This is a genomic window from Actinoalloteichus sp. GBA129-24 (assembly GCF_001941645.1).
GTDB lineage: Bacteria > Actinomycetota > Actinomycetes > Mycobacteriales > Pseudonocardiaceae > Actinoalloteichus_A > Actinoalloteichus_A fjordicus.
The window spans coordinates 4,892,526-4,916,286 of sequence record NZ_CP016077.1; the positions used below are offsets into that span (position 1 = coordinate 4,892,526).

The 23,761-nt window shown below is 69.4% G+C and carries 18 protein-coding genes; 15 read left to right on the top strand and 3 right to left on the bottom strand.

Annotated elements, in window-relative coordinates; genetic code table 11:
* The first annotated feature begins 149 nt into the window (after window positions 1–149).
* A complete protein-coding gene (locus UA75_RS20985; RefSeq protein ID WP_075741719.1) occupies window positions 150–1,157 on the top strand; it encodes a 1-aminocyclopropane-1-carboxylate deaminase in 1,008 nt (335 codons plus the stop codon).
* A 549-nt stretch (window positions 1,158–1,706) separates the two neighbouring features.
* A complete protein-coding gene (locus tag UA75_RS20990) occupies window positions 1,707–2,342 on the top strand; it encodes an NADPH-dependent F420 reductase (RefSeq protein ID WP_075741720.1) in 636 nt (211 codons plus the stop codon).
* A 138-nt stretch (window positions 2,343–2,480) separates the two neighbouring features.
* Here UA75_RS20990 and UA75_RS20995 read toward each other — a convergent pair whose 3' ends face one another.
* Complete coding sequence (locus UA75_RS20995; RefSeq protein WP_075741721.1) at window positions 2,481–3,110, bottom strand: superoxide dismutase; 630 nt, start codon at window positions 3,108–3,110, stop codon at window positions 2,481–2,483.
* Window positions 3,111–3,430: 320 nt separating this feature from the next.
* On the opposite strand from UA75_RS20995, the gene UA75_RS21000 reads away from it, so the two are divergent.
* The 13 genes from UA75_RS21000 to UA75_RS21060 all read left to right on the top strand — a co-directional run bounded on the left by UA75_RS21000 (window position 3,431) and on the right by UA75_RS21060 (window position 19,804).
* Complete coding sequence (locus tag UA75_RS21000; protein WP_075741722.1) at window positions 3,431–4,366, top strand: LysR family transcriptional regulator; 936 nt, start codon at window positions 3,431–3,433, stop codon at window positions 4,364–4,366.
* Window positions 4,367–4,898: 532 nt separating this feature from the next.
* Window positions 4,899–5,909: an alpha/beta fold hydrolase gene (locus UA75_RS21005; protein ID WP_075741723.1), complete on the top strand. Its 1,011-nt coding sequence runs from the start codon at window positions 4,899–4,901 to the stop codon at window positions 5,907–5,909.
* A complete protein-coding gene (locus tag UA75_RS21010; RefSeq protein WP_083690833.1) occupies window positions 5,906–6,901 on the top strand; it encodes a zinc-binding dehydrogenase in 996 nt (331 codons plus the stop codon). The genes UA75_RS21005 and UA75_RS21010 overlap by 4 nt, the downstream gene beginning before the upstream one ends.
* A gap of 225 nt (window positions 6,902–7,126) precedes the next feature.
* On the top strand, window positions 7,127–7,681 hold the full coding sequence (locus tag UA75_RS21015; protein ID WP_075741724.1) for a flavin reductase family protein: 555 nt from the start codon (window positions 7,127–7,129) through the stop codon (window positions 7,679–7,681).
* A 117-nt stretch (window positions 7,682–7,798) separates the two neighbouring features.
* Entirely contained in the window at window positions 7,799–9,265 is a 1,467-nt protein-coding gene (locus UA75_RS21020) for a 4-hydroxyphenylacetate 3-hydroxylase family protein (protein WP_075741725.1), read from the top strand.
* Window positions 9,262–9,687 (top strand): RidA family protein, encoded by a 426-nt coding sequence (locus UA75_RS21025; RefSeq protein ID WP_075741726.1) that lies wholly within the window; start codon window positions 9,262–9,264, stop codon window positions 9,685–9,687. The genes UA75_RS21020 and UA75_RS21025 overlap by 4 nt, the downstream gene beginning before the upstream one ends.
* Window positions 9,684–10,358, top strand: coding sequence for a DUF1028 domain-containing protein (locus UA75_RS21030; RefSeq protein WP_075741727.1), 675 nt, complete (start codon window positions 9,684–9,686; stop codon window positions 10,356–10,358). The genes UA75_RS21025 and UA75_RS21030 overlap by 4 nt, the downstream gene beginning before the upstream one ends.
* A 485-nt stretch (window positions 10,359–10,843) precedes the next feature.
* Complete coding sequence (locus UA75_RS21035; RefSeq protein WP_157434336.1) at window positions 10,844–11,875, top strand: TRAP transporter substrate-binding protein; 1,032 nt, start codon at window positions 10,844–10,846, stop codon at window positions 11,873–11,875.
* Window positions 11,876–11,919: 44 nt separating this feature from the next.
* Entirely contained in the window at window positions 11,920–12,696 is a 777-nt protein-coding gene (locus UA75_RS21040) for an Asp/Glu racemase (protein ID WP_075741728.1), read from the top strand.
* Entirely contained in the window at window positions 12,693–13,514 is an 822-nt protein-coding gene (locus UA75_RS34050) for a TRAP transporter small permease (protein WP_075741729.1), read from the top strand. Before UA75_RS21040 ends, UA75_RS34050 begins: the two co-directional genes overlap by 4 nt.
* Complete coding sequence (locus tag UA75_RS21050; protein WP_075741730.1) at window positions 13,511–14,788, top strand: TRAP transporter large permease; 1,278 nt, start codon at window positions 13,511–13,513, stop codon at window positions 14,786–14,788. The genes UA75_RS34050 and UA75_RS21050 overlap by 4 nt, the downstream gene beginning before the upstream one ends.
* Window positions 14,789–15,486: 698 nt before the next feature.
* Window positions 15,487–18,741 carry a S8 family peptidase gene (locus UA75_RS21055; protein WP_075741731.1) on the top strand — a complete coding sequence of 1,085 codons (3,255 nt, stop codon included), beginning with the start codon at window positions 15,487–15,489 and terminating at the stop codon, window positions 18,739–18,741.
* A gap of 256 nt (window positions 18,742–18,997) precedes the next feature.
* The gene (locus UA75_RS21060; protein ID WP_232237349.1) at window positions 18,998–19,804 is read left to right on the top strand and encodes a M15 family metallopeptidase; all 807 of its coding nucleotides are present in this window, start codon (window positions 18,998–19,000) and stop codon (window positions 19,802–19,804) included.
* Window positions 19,805–20,179: 375 nt separating this feature from the next.
* On the opposite strand, the gene UA75_RS21065 is transcribed toward UA75_RS21060, so the two are convergent.
* Together UA75_RS21065 and UA75_RS21070 are read right to left on the bottom strand one after the other, a co-directional pair.
* A complete protein-coding gene (locus UA75_RS21065) occupies window positions 20,180–21,175 on the bottom strand; it encodes a phosphatidylinositol-specific phospholipase C domain-containing protein (protein WP_083691063.1) in 996 nt (331 codons plus the stop codon).
* Between the two features lie 328 nt (window positions 21,176–21,503).
* Entirely contained in the window at window positions 21,504–23,753 is a 2,250-nt protein-coding gene (locus UA75_RS21070; RefSeq protein ID WP_075741733.1) for a DUF262 domain-containing protein, read from the bottom strand.
* Window positions 23,754–23,761 lie beyond the last annotated feature (8 nt).

The window sequence follows — 23,761 nt, forward strand, 5'->3', positions numbered from 1 at the left end:
CGGCGGTCCGGCGGCAGCACCCGACACTCGTCCTCGACGCCGCAGGAACTCCCATCGGGAACAGCCCCGGCGCCGCCAGCCCGCTCACACCCTCCCCTGTCCCCGTCCCGTTCCCCACGAGACCGTCATCGACCCGAGGAGCGTCAGCCATGTCCATCGAGGACTTCCCCCGGTATCCGCTGCTGTTCGGCCCCAGCCCGGTGCACCCGCTGGAACGACTGACCGAGCGGCTGGGCGGGCCGAGGATCTGGGCCAAGCGCGAGGACTGCAACAGCGGGCTGGCCTTCGGCGGCAACAAGACCCGCAAACTCGAGTACCTGGTGCCCGACGCGCTGGCGCAGGGCGCGGACACACTGGTCTCGATCGGCGGCATCCAGTCCAACCACACCCGCCAGGTCGCGGCGGTCGCGGCGCGGCTCGGGCTCAAGGCGCGGTTGGTGCAGGAGAGCTGGGTGGACTGGCCGGACCCGGTGAACGACAAGGTGGGCAACATCCTGCTGTCGCGGGTGATGGGCGCCCAGGTCGAACTCGTGACCGCCGGGTTCGGCATCGGGTTCAAGGAGAGCTGGGAACAGGCGCTGGCGGACATCCGCGACCAGGGCGGCACGCCGTACGCGATCCCGGCCGGGGCCTCGGATCACCGGCTCGGCGGGCTGGGTTTCGCGAACTGGGCCGCCGAGGTGCAGCAGCAGGAGCGGGAACTCGGGGTCTTCTTCGACACCGTCGTCGTGTGCAGCGTGACCGGCTCGACGCAGGCGGGCATGATCGCCGGGTTCGCCGGGCAGGACCGCCCACGTCGAGTGATCGGCATCGACGCCTCGGCCAAGATCGACGCGACGCGGGCCCAGGTCGAGAAGATCGCCCGCGCCACGGCGGAGCTGATCGGGCTCGGCCGCGAGCTGCGCGACGAGGAGATCGAGGTGCGGGCGGGCTGGGCGGGCGAGAAGTACGGCATCCCGGTCGACTCGACGCTCGCGGCGATGCGACTCACCGGCAGCCTGGAGGGCATGATCATCGATCCCGTCTACGAGGGGAAGTCGATGGCCGGACTGATCGACCTCGTGCAGGAGGGCGACATCCCCGCCGATGCCACCGTGCTCTACGCGCATCTGGGCGGGCAGCCCGCCCTTAACGCCTACAGCGGACTCTTCTCCTGACGCCGGGCAGGCCCGATCGTGCCTGGGCCGTCGGCTCCCGGCGAGCCGTGCCGCAACCACTTAACGCCGCACGCCCCGTGATCGGGGCTGGGCGGGCCCGAGGCCGTCGAACTGCGGTGCAGTCATCGGTCTCGGTCAGCACCGGTACCCGGACAGCGTCGATCCGTGTCATGGGAGCCGAGCAGGATCGCAGCCGCCGCCCCTACGGTGATCGGACGCCGTGGGACCGGTGATCGCCGGATCGCCCGATTGCCGCCTTGTGGGCCTCGGGCGGGTGATGTTTACCTGCTGTGAGGTCGAGTAGGTGAACAAGAACCTTTCTAGCCGGGGCGCCGAGTGGCACATCGCGACGACGTGCGCACCGCCGCCGCACGGAAGGGCACAGCGCGGGCAGGGAAACGCGTGCGAGGGCGGAGCGGCGCGCGGGTGCGGCGGCGCGTCGTCAGCCGAGCCGACGCACGGGAACGCGGTTCGACGTTGTCCACCGATTCACCCACCTGGGGCTTCTTCGAACGGAATACCGCACGGGGCCTCGGGGTTGCCGTACCCATGACGGACATCGGGTTCATCGGAGCGGGCCACATCGGCGGCGGCCTGGCGCGACGCGCGGTGGCAGCCGGCTACGACGTGGTGATCAGCAACTCGCGGGGTCCGGAGACGCTGCGCGACCTCGTCGCGGAACTGGGCGAGCACGCCACGGCAGGCACCACGGCGGAAGCCGCGGCGGCACCGATCGTCGTGGTGAGCATTCCCCTGAAGGCCTACGTGGCGGTGCCGCCCGCCGCCGTGGCAGGCAGGATCGTGATCGAGACGAACAACTACTACCCGCAGCGCGACGGCCGGATCGCCGAGCTGGAGGCGCGGGAGCTGACCAGCTCCGAGCTGCACGCCAGACACTGGCCCGCCGCCAGGGTGGTCAAGGCCTTCAACGCGATCCCGGCGGCGGAGATCGCGACCGACGCGAGTCCGACAGGCGCGCCGAATCGCCGGGCGATCCCTATTGCGGGCGACGACGCGGCGGCCAAGGCCGAGGTCACCGAGTTGATCGACCGGCTCGGCTTCGACGTGGTCGACGTCGGGACGCTGGCGGAGAGCTGGCGGATCGAGCCCGGCACCCCGTGCTACGGCGTCCGCGAGAACGCGGCACAGGCCGAGGCGAGCATCGCCGCCGCTCGACGACTCTGATCGTCGCCCGCCGGGCGAGTCGACATCGGACAGTCGTCGACACGCCCCGGCAACACCGCGCCGGATGCGGACGTGGCAGCGGGGCGACGGGCCGGTGCACCCCCAGAACCTGCACCGGCCCCCCGCAGGCGCGACGACTCAGGAGGCGGGCAGCAGCAGGCCGTTGCGGCCGGCACGAGCGTCGACGAACCGGCGCTCGACCTCTGCCCAGTTCACGACGTTCCACAGCTTGGCGATGTAGTCGGCCTTGACGTTGCGGTACTGCAGGTAATAGGCGTGCTCCCAGATGTCGAACACCAGCAGCGGTGTGGTGGTGATCGCCAGGTTGGAGTGGTGGTCCTTGAGCTGCTGGGTGATCAGCCGCTCGCCCACCGGATCCCAGGCCAGCACGCCCCAGCCGTTGCCCTGGATGGAGGCGGAGACGGCGCTGAGCTGGGCGCGCAGGCCGTCGAAGGAGCCGAAGTCCTCGTCGATCGCGGCGGCCAGCTCGCCGGTGGGCTTGTCGCCGCCGTCCGGGCCCAACACCTTCCACCAGATCAGGTGCAGCGAGTGGCCCGCGAGGTGGAAGGCCAGCGTGGTCTGCAGGCCGACGATCGAGCTGAAGTCGCCCTTGTCCCTGGCCTCGGCGATCTTGTCGATCGTGTCGTTGGCGCCCGTGACATAGGCGGCGTGGTGCTTGCTGTGGTGCAGCTCGTTGATCTCGCCCGCCACGGCGGGTTCGAGGGCCGCATAGTCATAGTCGAGTTCGGGCAGTACGTAGCGGGCCATGGAGAAGCTCCAGTCTCGTGGTGTCGATTCACCTCTCAGCCTCGAACCTCTACCGTTGTGGAGGTCAAGTCCGCAGGCATGTGAAGCCGATCACCGGCCTTCGGCGGCACGCAGGGCCGCCGTATCCGCCTGCGGCGGCTGCTCCCCGGTGGCGGCTCTCCCGGCGTCCGATCCTTTCGGCCGCCCCGGTCGTCCACCCCGCAGCCTGCGGCGGACGCTGCCGGCTGCGGACGGCGACCACCGCGAACAGTAGGCTTCCCACCTGCGCCTGGGCCGTCGTCTCCATCGCGGCCGAGGGGTCCCAACGAGGAGGGAGCCGTATGAGGGCCGTCCCCGACGTCTCGCTGACCCAGCTCCGATACTTCGTGCGGGCGGCCGAGCGGGGCAGCATGACGCGCGCCGCCCAGGACCTCATCGTCGCGCAGTCGGCCGTCTCCACCGCCGTCGCCGCGCTCGAACGAGAACTCGGTGTCCAGCTCTTCATCCGCCAGCATGCGAAGGGACTGATCCTGACCCGCGCGGGCACGCTGATGCTCCGACACAGCAGGCTGCTGCTCGGCGGGCTCGCCGAGGCGTTCGAGGAGGTCAGCGGGGAGGCGGCCGCCGTGGCAGGTCCGCTCGCCGTGGCCTGCTTCAGCACCCTCTCGCCGTTCTACCTTCCCTCGCTGCTCAGCGATCTGAGCGACGCCTACCCCCGGCTCGACGTCAGCGTGCACGAGATCGTCGCCGACAAGGTGGAGGAGTCGCTGCGGTCCGGTGCCGTGGAGATCGCCTTCACCTACGACCTGGCGCTGGGCGACGACGTGGCGAAGGAGGTGCTCACGACGATCGCCCCGTATGTCGCCCTGCCGATCGATCATCCGCTGGCGACCGGTGCGAGCGTCGCCCTCGCGGATCTGGCCGAGGAGCCGATGGTCCTGCTGGACCTGCCGCACAGCCGCGACTACTTCCTGTCGATGTTCTCCTCGCTCGGTCTGAGCCCGACGATCCGCTACCGCTCGCAGAGTTTCGAGACGGTGCGCGCGCTGGTGGCTCGACGGCACGGCTTCGCCCTGCTCAATCAGCGTCCACAGTCCGACCTGTCCTACGACGGCGAACGGGTGCTGTGCGTCCCGGTGGCCGACGACGTTCCCGCGCTGCACATCGTGCTCGCCTCCCTCGGCTCGCTTCGGCAGACTCGGCGAGCGGCGGCCTTCGCCGAACGCGCCCGCGCGGTCGTCGCCGCACTGGCCGATCGCGACGGCACCACCCGGTGATCACCCGTCCCCACGGGAGGTGACCGGCAGGCAGGCGAGGTCGTGGCGCAGGCCCGCGCCGGAAGGACCCCGGAGCGCGTCCGCGTCCCGCAGGCTCATCGAGCCGGGCCACCATCGTGACTGCGCTGGCTCGGCGAACACGGCCAAGACGTGACATCGCGATGAACAATGCATCTGGCTCGCAGATTCAATGATTCGCATTCCTGTTCTTGCATCGAATCCTCGCTGAATCAAGGATGAGAAGAGAACACCGCCGCCGGACCCAGCCGACAGCCGATCGACGCGAGACCGCCTTGACCCTGACACCGAGATCCGAGACGTCGATGCAGGTCGGCAGGCCGACATCGCGTTGGTCGGTGGGCGGCGCCGCTCCGGCGCGTAACCGCCGTCTTCGCCGACCCCGCCCACGAAAACAGCCGGGAATGGCGGCCGGATCGGGTCCGACGACCACCGGGACGACGACGTCCCCGAATTCCCGCGCCGGGCCGATTCCCTCGGCCACGCCGCTGCGGCAGAGAGGACACCCGCACTCGTGATCCCGGAAGCGTTCCGCCCCGCCTATACGCAGACCCCGGTCGGGCGGGTGCACCACGTCGCCTACGGCGAGGGTCCGCCGCTGGTGCTCATCCACCAGACCCCGAGGTCGTGGACGGAGTTCGGCCTTCTCATCCCGGAACTGACCGGACACACGCTGATCGCGCCGGACCTGATCGGGTTCGGCCAGTCCGCTCCCGCAGGCGAGCACTCGATCGCCCGCTATGCCGCAGGCGTCCTCGGGGTGCTCGACTCCCTGGGAATCGAGCGATTCGACCTGCTGGGACACCATCTCGGCGGACTCGTCGCCTACCACCTCGCGGGCACGCACCCGGATCGCGTGCGCCGTCTCGTGCTGTCCTCCACGCCCTACCTCGACGCGCCGGAGCGCGAGCGACGCGCGAGCAGGCCTGCGGTGAACTACGTGCCGCCCCGCGAGGACGGGGGACACCTCGCCGACATGTGGCGCCGACGTGCCGCCTACTCCCCCGCCGACCGACCGGACATCCTGACCGCCTACGTCCGCGAGGCGGTCGAGCACGGCGACCGCGCCGAGGTCGGGCATCACGCCGTCACCGCCTACCACTCCGAGGACCTTCTCGGCCGCTTCCGAGGCCCGGTGCTGTGTCTGGCCTCGGCCGCCGACCCGTTGGCCTTCCCCCGGCACGACCGCATCCTGGCCGCCTTCCCCCAGGCACGGGAGGTGATCTTCCCGAGCGGCACCGTCTCGGTGATGGAGCAGCTCCCCGCCGAGGTCGCCGACGTGGTCCTGCCCTTCCTGGCCGAGTCGGCCTTCGACGGCGACCCGGCGTCCCAGGGGGAGGCGCTGCCTGTCGGGGACCCGACGGCTGCCGACGACGCGGTGCCCCTCGGCGACACGGCACCCCTCCGCGACACGGCGCCCGACCGTCGACAAGGGACGGGAGCGGAGCCGGGAGACGCTACTCGGCCCGAGGTCCCACGGTCGGCGCAGGCGAGAGCCGCGTACGGCTCGGCGGGCGTCTCATGAGCATGATGCGCGCGGTCGTGGCCACCGGGGCGGGCGGCCCGGAGGTCCTGGAGATCCGGGAACTGCCCCGCCCCACCCCCGGACCGACGGACGCCCTGATCGAGGTGATCGGGGCGGGGATCAATCGGGCGGAGATCCTGCAGCGCTCCGGCGTCATGCCGTTGACGGGCCCGAACGCCGTGCCGGGGTTGGAATGCGCGGGCGTCGTCCGGGCGCTCGGCGCCGAGGCGGCCCGCGAGGGTCGGCTGCGGATCGGGGACCGGGTCGGCGCGCTGACCGCGTCCGGGTCCTATGCCGAGTTCGTCAGCGTCCCCTCGGGCGCCTGCCTGCGGCTGCCCGCGTCCCTCGAGGACACGGTCGCCTCGGCGCTGCCGGAGGCCGCCGCCGCAGCCTGGTGGAACCTGATCGCGCGGGGGCGGCTGCGGGCAGGCGAGTCGGTGTTGATCCACGGTGCGGCGGGCGGCGTGGCAAGCCTCGCCGTGCCGCTGGCCTGCTCCGTCGGAGCCCGCGTCCTCGCGACGGCGCGGGGTGCGACGCGACGTGCGCACTGTCTGCGGCTGGGCGCCCAGGCCGCCTTCGACCCCGACGACCCCGAGCTGGCCGCCCAGATCAGGGCTGCGGCACCGGGTGGCGGGGTGGACGTGATCCTGGACAACGTCGGCGGACCGACGCTGCGTACCAATGTGGAGCTGCTGGCCTCGGGCGGCAGGCTGGTGGTGCTCGGAGTTCAAGGGGGCGGGATCGGCGAACTCGACCTCGGTGCGCTGATGGCCCGAGGCGCCGAGGTCTCCTCGAGCAGCCTCGGCAGGCTCTCCTCGCGGCAGCGCGCCGACATCTGCGCACGGGTCGAAGACGAGGTGATCCCGCTGGTGGCGTCGGCCGAGGTGCGCCCGGTGGTAGCCGCCGAGTATCCGATGACGGCCGTCCGGGCCGCGCACGAGCACTTCGAGCGCCGGGATCGCGTCGGCAAGGTCGTGCTGCGCATGCGGTGATCCGCACCGACGCCCACGGCGGCGCGGGCCGGGGCAGGCACGGCGGGCGGCACCGCACAGCACCCGCCGAGCCGAACCCCCGCGACCCATTGAATCTGAATTTCAGATCTACCAATACTGAAAGACCTCTTTGCTTTATCCAGCGAGGCCGCACACAGTCGTTTCGACACCGCGAGCAGCCCATCGCGGGCCAGTCCCAGCTGAGGAGTGAGCCGGTTGACCGAGATGCTGACGACCGATGCACCAGCGGAGACGATCGCGGCGGCGTTCTCCCGCGCGATGGGGTGCTCCGCGACGCCCGTGACGATCGTGACCACCGACGGACCCGCAGGCCGCTTCGGCCAGACCGTCAGTGCGATGACCAAGGTGTCGGAGGCCCCGCCGATCGCGATGATCTGCCTGCACCGCAGGAGCCCCGCCGTCGACGCGATCCTGCGCAACGGCACCTTCTGCGTGAACGTGCTCGCCGACGACCAGGATGCCGTCGCCGACAGCTTCGCGGGCAGACCCCGGGCGGGCGCGGGACGCTGGGACTTCGACTGCGCCGAGTGGGCGTCGAGTCCGCAGGGCGGCCCCCGGCTCGTCGGCGCGCTGTCCGCGCTGCACTGCACGGTCCACCGCGTCACGGAGATCGGCTCACACCGAGTCTTCTTCGGCGAGGTGGTCGACGTCGCCCGTGCTCAGGCCGACCCGCTGGTCTACCTCCGGCGCGGCTATCACCGAGTCGCCGAACTGGACACCGCGATCGGCGACCCGCGCTCTCGGCCGACGTCGCACTGACCCCTGGCAGGGCCGACCGCAGCCCCGAGAGGGCCCGCCCGCGCCCCGCCGCCCCGGCCCACGACCGAGCAAGGTCGGCCACCCGACCTGCCGCCCCACCTGATGAGGAGAACTTCGATGATCCGCACCGGCGACGAATACCGGGACTCGATCCGGCAGGGTCGCGAGATCTGGATGGACGGGGAGCGTGTCGACGACGTGACCGTGCACCCCGCGTTCAAGCCGATCGTGGACCTGCGCGCCCGCATCTACGACATGGCGCACGAGGAGGCGACGCAGGACGTCATGTCCTATGTCGACCCCGAGACCGGCGACCGCAACTGCATCGCCAACAAGCTGCCGTTCACCCGGCAGGACTGGCAGGACAAGCGACAGGCCGTGGACCGGGTGCTCGACGAGGCGCGCGGCGTGATCACACGCGTCGGTGACGAGACCATCGGCGAGATGTGGTCGCTCTACGACGGACAGGACGTCCTCAACGAGGTCAACCCCGACTTCTCGGAGAACATCCGAAGGCACATCCGTCGCGCGGTGACCGACGACCCGTTCCACATCTCGGCGAACACCGATCCCAAGGGCGACCGCTCCAAGCGACCGCAGGACCAGGACCCGGACATGCTGCTGCACGTGGTCCGGGAGACCGACAACGGCATCGTGGTGCGGGGGGCCAAGTACGAGACGGCGGCGCCGTATGCCAATCAGGCCTTCACCAAGCCGACCATCGCCAACTGGGGTGACAGCGCGCTGTCGGACTACGCCGTCGGGTTCGTAATGGACATGAACTCGCCCGGCCTGCGGTACATCTGCCGGACCGGATTCGCGGGCCGCCGACCCGCCGTCGACTACCCGCTGGCCAACCGGGTCGACGAGGTCGAGGCGCTGGTGATCTTCGACGACGTCGAGGTGCCGTGGGAGAACATCCTGTTCTACCGGCACACCGCCGCCGCGACCTTCATCCGCAGCACCCTGCACCGCTACAGCGCCTTTCCCTACGTGCAGCGCAGCGTCCGCATGGCCGATCTGATGATCGGCGCGGCGCTGTGGAACGTGCGGCAGACCGGACTGGAGCGGAACCCCGCCGTGCAGGAGAAGCTCGCACAGCTCGCCTGCTACCGGGAGGGGATCAACGCTCACCTGACGGCGGCGATCGCCAACGCCGAGGACAGCCCCGGCGGCCTGCTGATGCCCAACCAGTCGCTGCTCTACGCCGGTCGGGTCTGGGCGCAGACCCAGCTCCCGCAGATGATGCACCACGCCCGAGAGCTGTGCGGCGGCCAGATCTGCATCACCCCCGACGCCGCGTCCTTCGCCGAGCCGGGTCCCGGTGAGTGGCTGGACAAGTACTACTCGATCAACGACGACTGGAACTCCGACGACCGTCGCAGTCTGCTCGCCTTCGCCCGCGACCTGCTGAACAGCGACTACGCCGGACATCGGCTGACGTTCCAGCTCTTCGCCCAGGCGCCGCCCTTCGCCCACTACCAGGCCGTCTACCGGAACTTCGACTTCGACGGGCCGCTGGACCTGGTCAAGAAGGCCGCCGAGCTGTCAGAAAACGTGCTGGGGTCGGGGGCCGCCCGATGAGCGTGCATCGACGAATCCGCCCGTTCAACACCCGCGACACCTATCCGGAGCAGGATCTCGACAACGACCTGTGCCAGGCGGTGGTGGCGGGCGACACGGTCTACGTGCGCGGCCAGATCGGCCAGGACCTCGACACCTCGGCCAGCGTCGGGATCGGCGACGTCACCGCGCAGACCGAGCAGGCGATGCACAACATCGACCTGCTGCTGCGAGAGGCAGGCTCGGAACTGAGCCACATCGTCAAGATCACCGTGTACCTCGTGGACGTGCGTTATCGGGAGTCGGTGTACCGCACCGTCGGACGGTGGCTGACGGGCGTCTTCCCGGTCTCCACCGGAATCGTGGTGCACGCGCTGGCCCGGCCGGAGTGGCTGGTGGAACTCGACGTCACGGCCGTCATCCCCAGAGAGGATCGCGCATGACCTTCTCCCTCGCGGCGTTCGACGCCGACACCGGCGCCTTCGGCATGGTGATCTGCTCGTCCTCCCCCGCCGTCGCCGCCCGCTGCCTGAACCTTCGAGTCGGGGTGGGCGCGGCGGCCTCGCAGAACGTCACCGATCCCCGGCTCGGCCGCGAGCTGCTGGACCAGCTTGAGGCGGGACGCTCCGCGTCCGAGGCGATCGACGCGGTGACCACCGGACGCGTCGACATCGAGTATCGGCAGCTCACCGTCCTGGATCGGACCGGTCACGCGGCGGCCTACTCGGGGGCACGATCGCTGGGCAGCCACCAGCATGCCGTCGGCCCGGGTGCCGTCGCCGCAGGAAACATGCTGGCGAGTCCGGCGACCGTCACCGAACTGCTGCACGGCTACCTGGAGTCCGAGGGGGCCGGGCTCGAGGACCGGCTGTTGTCGGGCCTGCGCGCCGCCATGGCCGCAGGCGGCGAGGAGGGCCCGGTGCACGCGGCCGGGTTGGCCGTGGTCACGGACGTGGCGTGGCCGGTCACCGACCTGCGGGTGGACTACGCCGACGACCCCGTGACCAACCTGACGACGCTGTGGGACCGGTGGCGGCACCAGCGGGACGACTACCGTCTGCGGGCGTTGAACCCCGGTGCGGCACCCTCCTATGGCGTGCCGGGCGACCGCTGAGGCGCGACCGGGACCGTAGGGCAGCAGGACGACGGTCCGGGGCCGGGCCGCCGTCGCGATGGTCCACGGCCCGGCGCCGAGCCGCCCGTGACCGGGATCGACGGGCGGCTCGGCGGACGCAGGGCAGACGACACAGTCCATCCGAATCAACCCGAAAACGGGTTTCCGTCGTGTTTCCAAGAATGACCGGACAATGAATTACGGCAATGTTTCCCATGGATCGCCTATCGCGATGGACTAGCCCGGAAATCTCTGTTTGACAGGCGCGACCAGGTCCGGAAAAGATGAAGTCACCAGCCGCGATCGGCCCGGCAATACCGGACACACACCACGACGCCTCGACCACTCGCGCAGCCGAATGAATTCGTCGATCAAATTCGGAAAGTAGCCGGTCGAATACGCCGAGGACAGCGGGTTGACCCGTGCCGTCGCCGCCCGGCGAGCCCGGATCACCCGCGATCCGACCGAACGAAAGAGAGTTGAACGTGACTGTCGTCTCCGCCCGGTTGATCCGCGCCGTCGTGCCCATGAGCGTCGGAATGCTTGCCCTGAGTGCCTGCGCGACCGCAGCGCCGAGCGGACCGCTGGAGGTCAGCGCCGAGAGTCCGCTGGAGATCGTGCTGGCGGTCGAGACCACCGCAGGCGATCCGCTGGCCGACATGCTGAACCTCTTCGCCGACAAGCTGGAGGCGGAACTCGGGGACCAGGTCGAGGTCACTCGGCATCTCGGCGGCGCGGTCGGCAACGAGACGGCCACCCTCGAGGCGCTGCGGGCAGGCACTCTCGACGTCGTCGTGGTCGGTTCAGACATCAGCAACCTCGATCCGACCTTCGAGATCATGGAGATCCCGTTCCTGTTCTCCGATCGGGCGACCGTCGGCGAATTTCTGGACGGCGAGTTCGGCACCGAGCTGAGTGAATCACTCACCGAGAGCACCGGCCTCCGAGTGCTCTCATTCGGTGAGAACGGATTCCGACACGTCACGAATAATCGGCGTCCGATCGAGACGCCCGCCGATCTGGCAGGCTTGAAACTCCGGGTGCCGGAGGTGCCCGCCAGGGTGACCACGTTCACGAGACTGGGCGCGGTGCCCACCCCGATGAGCATCAATGAGATCTACATCTCGCTCGATCAAGGGGTGCTGGACGGGCAGGAGAATCCCTTGAAGGTCATCGACGGCTTCTCCTTCGATGAGAAGCAGCAATACCTCTCGCTGACCGGACACATCTACAGCCCCGCCTATCTGACGATGAATGCCGAACTCTTCACCGCGCTGCCCGAGGACGTCCGCGCGGTCGTGCAGACCGCCGCCGACGAGGCCGCACAGGAGAGCCGGGACCTCGGCGAGGCGGCCGACGCGGAACTGATCACGCAGTTCGAGGCGGGGGGAATGACGGTCAACGAGATCGACACGGCGGCCTTCCGATCAGCGGCCGAGGAGATCTGGACCGAGTTGCAGGCGGGCATTCCCGGCGACTACGCGGGCCGGGTCCTCGACGCCTACGCCGCCGAGTGAGCACGTCCGCCACTTTCACGTCAATCGATGTCAGGAGAGAACGCGTGAGACCAGTCTTCGCGCCGGACGCGATCCCGGCGCACCATCGGGTCGGACTCGTCTACATGGCGTCGAGCACGGTGATGGAGCCCGAGATGTACGCCATGGCCGCGCGGGGCGTCTCGATCCACACCAGCAGGCTGACCCTGCCCGCCGTCACCGTCGAGGGCATCGACGCGATGATGCGATCGCCAGAACTCGAGACCGCCGCGCGACTGGTGGCACAGGCTCCGCTGGACGCACTCGTCTTCGGCGGCACCAGCGCGTCGTTCCTGCACGGCACCGCCTGGGATCGCGCCCTGGTGGACCGGATGACGGAGTGGAGCGGGCTGCCCGGCCGAACGACCACCACCTCCACGGCGAGCCTCGCGGCGCTCAAGGCCGTCGGCGCGGGCCCGATCACGCTGGTCACGCCGTACGTGCCCGAGGTCATCGCCCGCGCGGAGCGCTTCTTCGGCGAGAACGGCCATCCGGTGCTCGCCAGCCGAGGCCTGAGCGTCACCGACGATCACGCCCTCGCCGAGATCCCCTTGGAGCAGGTCTTCGAACTCGCCGTGGAGGTCGACGTCCCCGAGGCGAGCGCCGTGTTCATCAGCTGCACGAACCTGCACAGCGTCGGCGTGATCGCCGCGCTGGAGGCGGAGTTGGGCAAACCGGTGATCAGCGCCGTGCAGGCGTCGTTCTGGCACTGTCTCGAACTCGTCGACGTCGACGGGGCCGCACCCGGCTACGGCAGCCTGTTCGACGGCAGACTCGCTCACGGCGCGGACGGCGCGCCGTGAGCGGCGACCGCGCCGGGTCGCCCGAACTCGTCGAGACCGAGGCGGACGCGGTCACCCGGCCCAGCCGGTTCCGCACGGTGCGGATCATCGACCACACCGTGGAGGCGCTCGCGGCGGCCTGCCTGGTGGTGATCACCCTGATCCTCTTCTGGAACGCCACCAGCAGGTACCTGTTCGACAGCCCGATCGGCTGGGCGGAGGAGATCGTCACCGGGATGCTGCTGTGGCTCACCATGCTGGGCCTGGTCATCGCCGCCCGCCGCAACGATCTCATCGTCGTCCGCGTGGTCGTGCGTCGCTTCAGCACCTCGGTGCAGGTCTGGCTGAAGCTCGCGGCGGACACGGTGTCCGCCGTGGTGTTCACCCATCTCGCCTGGGTCGGCTGGCAGTACCTGCTGGTCTTCGGCTCCGATCGCAGCGCCTACCTGCGGCTGCCGAGGGGATTCTTCGTCGCCGCGCTGCCGATCGGCGCGCTCGCGGTCGCGATCGTGCTGCTGCTGCAACTCCGCTCGGCACACGAGGCCGTCGAGCGATGGACCTCCGAGTCGGCATCGGAACCGCGCGACGGCGCCGGGATCGACCGGAGGACAGGCCGCCGCGCAGGAACCGGGAGCGGCTCCGACCCCGGCGACGGGGTACAGCCCGACGCGCGCGCCTCGTCGAGCCCGGCAGGTCCCGCCGCCCGTTCCGACCCGGCCGCCGGCCCTGCGCCGAACCCGGTTTCGGACGGCGCGGGATCGACCGCCCGGCAGGCGGCCGACCCGCCGCAGACCTCGCCCCCTGCGTCATCCACCGGATCGGCAGGTGACCCCGAATGACGGTCCTCATGGTGATTCTGCTGCTGCTCGGGCTGGCGGCGCTCGGGGTGCCGCTGATCGTGTCGGTCGCGGGCAGCGTCGCGGTCTACATCGCGCTCGAAGGCGAGTGGATGCTGTCCTATCCGCAGCAGGTGATCGCCGGAATGGACGGGTTCATCCTGTTGGCGATGCCGCTGTTCATCCTCGCCGGGGTGGTGATGAACTCGGGCGGGATCTCCACCAGGATCTTCGAGTTCGCCCGCGCACTGGTCGGCCCGCTGCCCGGCGGCCTCGCCCAGGTCAACGTGCTGACCAGCGTCTTCTTCGGCGGCATGGTGGGCACCTCGGTCGCGGATCTGGCAGGCACCGGCTCGGTGGTCATCCCGCAGATGAAGCGCAACGGCTATCCGGCGAGCTTCTCGGCGGCGGTCACCGCCTCGTCCTCCGGCATCGGCCCGCTCCTGCCGCCGTCCTCGCCGATGATCCTCTACTCGGCGGTCACCGGGACCTCGCTCGGCGCGTTGTTCCTGGCCGGGATCATTCCCGGCGTGCTGCTGGCCGTCGTGCTGATGATCCTGGTGGCCGTCCAGTCGAAGCGGCACGGCTGGGGTTCGGTACAGCACTTCCGCCTCCGCGAGGTGCTGCGCACCCTGCGCGGCTCGATCCTCGCCTTCGGCACGCCGCTGATCATCGTGGGCGGGCTGACCCTCGGCGTCTTCACGCCGACCGAGTCCGGGGCCTTCGCGGTGATCTACGCGGTCGTCGTCGCGATGTTCGTCTACCGCTCACTGAGCCTGCGCAGGCTCTATCGAGCCCTGGTGTCCTCGGCGGTCCTGACCGGCGAGGTGATGCTCATCGTTGGCGTCTCAGTCGCACTGGGCGCTGCGCTGTCCCGCGCCGGAGTCCCCCAGGCCCTGAGCCGGCTGATCACCTCGATGGCGCCGGACGGCTCGCAGATCGTGGTGCTGCTGATGCTCGCCGCGATCTGTCTGATCGCCGGGATGCTCCTCGACCCGCTGATCCCGGTGATCATGCCGGTCCTGCTGCCCACCCTGCTGATCGCGGAGATCGACCTGATCCAGTTCGGCGTCATCGCGGTGCTGACCGTCGTCATCGGTCAGGTGACCCCGCCGGTGGCGATGTCCCTGGTCGTCGCGGGCAAGATCGGCAAGGTCGACGCCTGGGACGTCTTCCGCGCCAACACCCCCTTCCTGGTCGCCACGCTCGGCCTGCTCGCGCTGGTGATCATGCTGCCCGGCCTGTCGACCTGGCTGCCTTCGCTGCTGGGGAGTTAGGCGGCCTGCCGCGAGAAGTCACGAACACGAACACCCTGACCGACGCGCTCGCTCCGCGTCGCCCGATGTCTGCCGTCGAACGGCATCGACGGCCCTGCCGCCGGTAAGGCCTGTTCGCGACCGCCGGTTCCCACCCCAGGATGCCGCCGGGCGTCGCGGTGGCGACGACACCGGCGATCCGGCTTTTTCGCGGTGCATCGTGGGACTACCGCGATATTCGAGAGCCGAGCCGAGGCCACGAATTCGACGGCCCCGGTGCCGGTCATTCGACGCACCATCCCGGCGGGCGTGCCTCGGCAGGCCCGCCGGGAAGGCCGCGCTCGAGCCGGGCGCCCCGATTCATCGAGACGACGGCGGCGAAACCGCTGCTCAGAGAACCAGGGGCCCCGGATCGAGCAGCGAAGACCCGGTGAATCGATCCCTGGAAAGCTCTCACCCACTGCGGCAGCACGGTATTTCGGTGACGTTCCCCGGAAAGCGTTACAGGATAGAGACATGGATCACGACCATTGTCTTTTACCGCGATCATCCGACTATCTTCACCGGCGATAAAGAAACGCCAGATCGTCATTATCGCGTACCTCGGGCGGCATTCATCGAATGGCGAGCCCGCGCGCTCGTGGTCGCCCGCTCGCGGTGGGGAGAAAGATGCAGACAAGCACAAGAAAGGCCGTCGGGGTCGCGCTGGGCATGACCCTGTGCGCAAGCCTCGCCGTCGGGGGGCCGGTCACGCCGAGCCCGCGACAGCCGCGCCGACGGCAGGATACTTCGGCGCCACATCGACGATCACCCTGATCACCGGGGATCGCGTGCGGGTGCAGGAGACGCCGGACGGCCGATCCGGCGTCACCGTCCTGCCCGCTCCCGGCAGGGAGGACCTGTCGTTTCACCAGATCGCCGACGACGGCGAACTCTCCGTCATTCCGACCGATGCGTGGCCGCTGGTCCGACAGGGCCGATTGGACGCGCGTCTGTTCGACATTCCCGGCCTGATCGAGCAGGGCTTCGGCGACGCGGGCCCGCCGTCCCTGATCGTCTCCTATCGGGACGACGTCGAACGCCCACTCGAGGCGGCATTCCCTGCCTCGACGGCACAGATCGGCCGAGAGCTGCCCAGCGTCAACGGCGTCGTCGTGGAGCCCCCGGACGATGCCGTCGAATTCTGGTCGACGCTGACCAACCCGAACACCACGCTCGACGCCGGGGTGGACCGGATCTGGCTCAACGGCCGCGCCAGGATGCTCGACGCCGAGAGCAACGACCAGATCGGTGCTCCCACTGCCTGGGCGGCCGGGTTCACCGGCGAGGGCGCCACCGTCGCGGTGCTGGACTCCGGCTATGACCCCGACCATCCGGACCTAGCCGAGGTCGTGGTGGGCGCGCAGGACTTCACCGACAGCGCCGGCGGCGTCCGGGACGTCAACGGCCACGGCACCCACGTCGCGTCCACGGTGGCAGGCTCCGGAGCTGCATCCGACGGGGCACAGCGCGGTGTCGCGCCCTCGGCGAAGATCCTCGCCGGGAAGGTCTGCGACGACACCGGAGCCTGTCCGGACGATGCGATCATCGCGGGAATGGAATGGGCGGCCGAGCAGGGCGTGGCCGTGGTGAACCTCAGTCTGGGCAGCGAGCCGACCGACGGCACCGATCCGTTGTCGACAGCGGTGAACCGTCTCACCGAGAGCACCGGCACGCTGTTCGTGGTGGCGGCGGGAAATTTCGGCGGTCCCGAGACGGTGTCCGCACCCGCCGCCGCCGATGCCGCCCTCGCCGTCGCGAGCGTCACGAAGGACGACGAGCTCAGCTACTTCTCCAGCCGGGGTCCCCGCGCCGGTGACCAGGCGATCAAGCCGGATCTCGCCGCGCCGGGCTCGGACATCGTCGGCGCCCGTGCAGGGCACGGGGGCGAGCCTTACACGACGATGAGCGGCACCTCGATGGCCGCGCCACACGTCGCGGGCGCCGCCGCGCTGCTCGCCGCACGGCATCCTGACTGGACGCAGGCAGACCTGACCTCGGCCCTCCTCGGCTCGGCAAAGACGATCACGGGCCTGAGCGTCGCCGAGCAGGGCGGCGGCAGGCTCGACGTGGCCGCAGCCGTGCGATCACAGGTGCGGGCGCACCCTGCCTCGGTCGACCTGGGCAGGCTCGCCTTTCCAGCGGAGCCCGACCCGGTCGCTCAGACCCTCACCTATCGCAACGACGGCGAGCAGGAACTGGTTCTCGACCTGGTGCTGGACGCGGTCGACGAGACCGGACAGCCGCTGCCTGCGGACGTGTTCACGCTGGACGCCGACCAGATCACCGTGCCCGCAGGCGGTGCGGCCGGGGTCGAGGTCGCCATCGACCCCTCGGCAGGTGATCAGACGGGCTTCCTCAGCGGCTCGATCACCGCTACCGCGATCGGCGACGGCGACGGCGACGGCGACACCACCGTGACCACCGCCGTCGGCGCGTTCGTCGAGCCGGAGAGCTACGACCTGTCGATCGAGGCGGTCACGCACTCGGGCACCGTCGACGACGACCCGCTGGTGTTCGTGATCAACAGGGATACCGGCGAGCCGGTGCAGGCGAGCACCGGCCCCGACGGATCAGCCGTCGCGCGGGTTCCCGTCGGGCGCTATCACGTCCTGAGCCACCTGTCGGAGTACACGATCGAGGACGGGGAGATCACCAGCGAGAACCTGACCACGGCCGCAGCACCGGACGTACTGGTGACCGCCGATGCCCACATCACCTTGGACGGAACCCTCGGCGAGCCGCTGCGGGCTCAGACCGAGCGGGAGACCGTCTTCGACTCGGCCATCATGCGGATCTCCACCGACACCTTCGAGTTGTCCGCAGGCGCAGGCCCCGAGACCGCAGTGTATGCAGTGCCCACCGGCGAGGTCGACGGCCTCGGCTTCGCGGTCAAACCGACGCTTCGAGCCCCGGAGGGCACCGAGGAGGACTACCGCTACCACCTCGTGTTCGACCACGACCGGGGCATCCCGGACTCGCTCGTGTTCCCCGTGTCCGATGCGGATCTGGCACAGGTTCGGGCCGAGTATCGCGGTCAGGGAGTGGCGGCATCGGCGTACAAGGAGGCCACGGGCATCCTGCCGAGCGACCTCGTGCCCGGAGGCATCTTGCGACCGCTGGCGGTGCCCGGCACCCGCCTGGAGCTGTTCACCGCCGCCGGAGTCGAGTGGCGGGAGAACCTGAACCTCGGCGACCGGATCGACACCGACGAGGACTACATCCGGACGACCCGTCACGAGCCGGGGCGGTCCGAGACGAGCTGGAATCGTGCTCCGTTGGGGGTGTCGATCGGGTCGGCCGCGCTGCCGGGCGCGGTTCGCGTGGACGACATGATCTTCATCCAGATCGGGGCGTTCGCGCCCGCCGACGAGGAATCCGACTACGTCCACCTCAGCACGTCGCTGATCACGGGCAGCACGATGCTGTCGCGCGACGGCACCGTGCTCGGCACCTCCCCGGAGGTCGGATCCGCACAGTTCGACGTGCCGCAGGCGGAGGGCGATTACACCCTCGAGGTCACCGGGACCCGAGAGGTGCCCTGGTCGACGCTGGGCCGTCGAGTCGACGCGAGCTGGTCCTTCTCCACCGACACCCCGCAGGGGGGCGAGGAGGCGCTGCCGCTCCTGGCCGTCCGATTCGACGGCGAGTTCGACGAGCTGGGCCGGACGCAGGCAGGCATCGAGCAGGAGTTGGAACTTCGGGTGGACCGGCTTCACGAGGCCGAGATCAGCGAGTTGTCCGTCGAGGCGTCCTACGACGACGGGGCCACCTGGGAGCCGGTGTCGGTCGACGACGTCGACGGCGGGCGGCGTGTCGCGCTGGACCACCCGGCCGAAGACGGCTTCGTGTCGCTCCGGGCCGCCGCCGTGGACGCGGACGGCAACAGCGTGGAGCAGACCATGATCCGGGCCTTCGAGATCGTCCTGGACTGACCCGGCGCATCGAAGCGGCGGGGCTGCCTTGCACCGGTAGTCCCGCCGCTCAACCGCGCAGGCTCGGCGACCCGCCGACCGGTTCCCGACGAGAACCGGTCGGCGGGTCACTCCGGCCCGACGGGCTCCGCTGTTCGCCCCCGAGGGACGGTCACCCGACCCGGTCACGGGGACGTCATCCGACCCGGTCGTTCGACCGAGTGGCCGCCGGACCCGGCGAGAGATCACGACGACGCCGCGCGGGGAATCCGATCGCGTGACCAGTGTGAACGCCCGCCCATGGCAGGCCTTTAGCAAGGACGCCCAGGTCCGGCAACATGATCTTCACGTCATCACCGGATGGTCAAGGAAAGACAACGTATCGGGTGTCAACGGCGTTTTACCTGATGTGAAGAAGACAACGCATCGCGTCACCCTGGCCCTGGCGGCGCTCGGCATGGCAGCCGCCACCGCTCTGCCCGCGTCGGCTGCCGAGCCGGCCGAGACGACCAACTGGGTCGGCGAGTCCGTCGTCGTCAGCATCAAGCCCGTCTCCGAGGAGCGCCTCGGGGCGAGCTACCGCGAGGGCTGTCCGGTCGGCCCGGAGGATCTCCGGCTGGTCTCGTTCCCGCACCTCGGCTTCGACGACCGGACTCATCGGGGCGAGCTGATCGTCCACGCCGACGTCGCCGAAGAGGTGCTTGGCATCTTCATCGACCTGTATCGAGGCGGCTTCCCGATCGAACGAGTCGAGACCGTCGAGAAGTACGACGCGGACGACGACCTGTCGATGGCGGCGAACAACACCTCGGCGTTCAACTGTCGGCCGATCACCGGCGGCGGCGGCTGGTCGAACCACTCCTACGGCAAGGCCATCGACATCAACCCGGTGCAGAACCCGTACGTCAGCTCCAGCGGGCTCGTACTGCCGCCCACCGGGGCACCGTATGTGGACCGGGATCAGGATGCTCCCGGCATGATTTACGCGGGCGACCTCGTCGAGCAGAGCTTCACCGAGAACGGCTGGGAGTGGGGCGGCTTCTGGACGACCCCGCTCGACTACCAGCACTTCGAGAAGCCCTGACCGGAGGCAGCAGGCAGGGGCAGGTCTGCTCGCCGCGCGCGTCCGGATTCCGGGCGCCACCGGAGTCACTCGCGCGTGGCGGGCGGGCGGAGGCCTGCTGAGCTGACGGCCTCCGCCGGGATTCCGCATCGGCGATCAGGGCGGGGGGCTGCCGTCGCCGGGCCTGCGGGCGCGGCCGTCGATCACGGTGCCTGCGATCGTCGCCGACGAGCCGGGCGCACTGCCCGACCGTCGGTGACTGCGGAGTTCGACGCGGGGAGCGGAGAATGTCCTCCGCTCCCCGTGCCCGCCATCGCTTGAGGAGCGGCCGACAAGGGTTCCGGGAGATCCGCCGAGATCCCCGGCAGGAGACGTCCCGGGCTGAGACGTCCGAGATCAGCGGGAGACCACGGTGGACAGCAGCGTCGATGAGCGCCAGTCGCTGGTGACGATGCTCGCGTTCGCCGCCGCGAGCTGCGCCACCCGATCCAGCGCGGCCTGCTCGTCCGGGGCCACGGCGTCGATGGCCGGGGCCACCTCGTGCGCCGCTGTCATGATCAGCAGGTAGTTCTGTTCGCGGTACCAGTCCGTGTCGATGCCGCCCGTCACATAGGCGTTGGCGCTGCCGTCGTAGACGACGAACCACGGACGCAGGCTCTCGTCCTCGTACCGGTCGCGGGGGTCGCCCGACTCGGCGCCGAGCACCGACGGGAAGGCCTGTGCGGCGGCGATCTCACCGGCGGCGGCGAGGTCGCGAAGGTGCCGCGAGTACTCCTCGTCGGTCCACAGGGTGTCGAAGGGATTGCCCTGCTCGAAGGTGCCGGGAATGAGTTCGATCAGGATTCGGCCCGCCAGCGCGTCCCGGCTGGGCCAGCCCGCCGAGGTGACGGCCTCGTCGAGGTCGGCGGCACCACCCGCATGGGCGAGCAGGTCCGAGGGCGTGAACACGGCGTCGCCCAGGCGACCGGCCACCAGCGCGTCGAAGGCGGCGGGGCCCATGCCGCCCCGGTCGTAGAAGCCGTCCTTCATCTCGACCTTGAGCACGATGGGCCGGTGGCCGGGATTCACCTCATGCCAGGTCCGCAGGTCGGTGAGACACCCGAGAAGATCCTGATCACGGTTCCCGGTGCGCAGGTTCGCCGGGTCGGTCGCTCCCACGCAGTTGCTGCTCGCACCGAACAGGTCGTGGCTGACCCGCCACCGCCCGATCAGCTCGTCCGTCCACACGTCGAGTTCGACCAGGCCCGCGCCGGAGTCCAGCACGTCGGCGAGATAGGGGAACCCGCCCTTCTCGTAGGCATTGTGCAGGCCGACGCTCGTCGAACTCGTGAACGCCTGCGGCGCATCGGGATCGGCTTCGGCGACCGCCGAACCCGCAGTGGCCCCCGTCATCAGCGCCGCCGCCGTCACCGCCGCCGTGGTCAGGGCAGCCGCTCGCTGCCCCGCCGTTCGCCGCCCGGCTGTTCGCCGGGCCCTCGTCGCCACGGCCGCCGATAACCGACCGACCGCTGATACCGGATGAGAAGACACGTCGCCTCCGTGATCTCCGTGGCCCGGCGACCTCCGTTGTTCAGCCGTCGCCGAACCGGCGAAACCTCAACGGAGGGAGTGTAGAAGCGGATGGTGAATTTCCGAGATCCACTGGGGGAAGCGGGGGCACGTCTCCGGTGGAATTGCGATGGCCGACCGGGCAGGGCGATCGGCCGCACCGCCTCTTTCGTCAGAAATAGCCGAACTGCTCCAGGCGACGTCGAGCCGTCTCCACCTCGACGTCGGGGAACCACCTGCGATGACCCGGCTCGATGATCAACGCCTCCACCGTCAGGTCCAGCCTGCCGCGCTCCCACATCGCGGCGAAACCGTCGGAGACGGCGGGAGCCCGCAGGATCTTTCGCGCCGTGGCGACGCCCCCGTACTCCGAGATCATGCGCAGGAGATGGGACGCGTGGTAGCCGGCTTCGCTGCGGGCGCGTTCGTACAACCTGCGGATCGCGGCGTCGAAATCGGCGGCGTCCTCGACGCCGTCTATGGCGGCATCCGCCGGTCCGGAGACGATGTGATCCACCCCCGATGCGCTCTCATTGCGACGGGTCACGAAGCCACGCAGGGCGTCGACGGAGGTGAACACCTCCATGCCCAGTTCTTCCAGTCTGGGGATGTCCGCCGCCTCGTGGTCCAGTTCGAGGACCACCGGCCTGCCCTGACCGGGTTGCAGGCCCGCAGGCCAGTAAGCCTCGGCGACGGCCAGCTCTCGCCCGGTGTCCGGGTCTGAGATCGCGGCGTCGAGGTCGGGCTCGACGCAACCCGCCGTGAGAAGCTCGTCGATCAAGGATCGAACCTGGATCGCGCGGGGATCGTTCTCCTCCGCTGCGACGACCTGGATCGGGGCAAGGTCGTGCTCGACGTCTCGAGCTCCCGTCCGCAGGCCGGTCAGGAAGGATTGTGCCGATTCCGCGAGGAGCTCCCGCCGGGCGGCCAGGAAGTCCTCGTATCTGTCGACCTCCCACAGGGCCGGATCCTCCGGAATCCACTGAGAGGCGAGCACACCGGGATGACGTTGCTCCGCCTCGGCGAAGTAGTCCGACGGCTGTCGCTTACCGATCGCCAGGTTCGTCTCCTGAGTGAGGAAGCAGAAGTTGGCGATGGCATTGACGATCCCACGATCACGACCAGCCTTGTACAACAGTGCCTTGGGGAAGATGTGGTGCACTTGAAGCGAGGTGAGCCTGCCCAGCATCTCTGACTTCAGCTCCAGACCGCTGCCCAGATCGCGGGCCCCCTTCGCCCTGGTGAGCAGGTACAACAACGGATAGAACCGAGATCCCGTCGTCGCTCCCTCGAAGTCGTGGGATGCGACGTCCAACCGCCCGCCACGCCAGCGTTCCAGGTTCGCGATGAGACCGTCGATCCCGGCTCGTTCGACGACCTCGTAATCCTGTTGCAGGACGGTCTCCGTCGAGCCGGCGAAACGTCCCCATAACGCACAGTGCACGTACCAGAAGAGAACCTTGTCTCGTTGAGCCGCGTCGGCGAAGCTCCCACCCATCAGGTGGAGGAGTCGAGTGATCACCGGAATGCCGCCGCGCCCCATCAACACTCGATCGTGATCGAGACCGAGCCGCGCGGACACCGCGTCGAGGAACGTCGACACATGATTCCCCGCCGCCTCGACGCCGTCTCGAAACACGTCCGGGTCGACCTTGTCCAAGGCGGTGAACACCGAGCGACCCGAGGCGACGGCCGTGGCATTGCGCAGCATCCAGTCGAGACTGAACTTGAAGCCTGCCTTCTCCCACTGGTCGAGCTTCTGCCGCATGACCTGGCGAGCCGCAGGCCACTGGGCACAGATCTTCGCCAACGCCAGGTCGCCCTTGGACAGCACCGTTCCACCCGAGTTCACCCGGTTGAAGATGTCCACCACGACATCGATGGTCTTGTCCCGCCCGGTGATCTTCTCCTCGTGGAACTCCCGACCGGTGATCTGGTGAACCCGGTTCAGCCGGTCCAGATAGGCGTCGGCCTGGTCATCGGCGAACCGACGCAGGTAGGGAACAAGGCCCTTCTGGAACAGTTCGGTCACCCGAATCCAGAGGGGGTCGCCTGCCTTCGTGCTCGGTGCATGGAACTCGAACACCTCGTCCTCGACGTGGAAACACAGGTCGGTGAACGCCTGTGCGTTGCCCTCGAAGAACTGTGGGGCCCGGCCTCGGATGACCCCGTAGAGCGAGGTGATGCGTTGCTGGCCGTCGAGTAGCAACAGTCGGGCGCCGCCGCCTGCCGTCGATCCACGCACATCGGTGCCCTCGCCTTCGGTCTCCCAGACCAACAAGCCGCCGACGGGGTAGCCCCGGTACAGCGACAGCATCAAGCCCCGCACCTGATCTCGGTTCCAGACATAGCCGCGCTGGAACTCCGGGAGCAGTAGCGCGCCCGTGTCGATCTGGTCGAGCAGGGTGGAGAGCTTGGTCACGACGACCT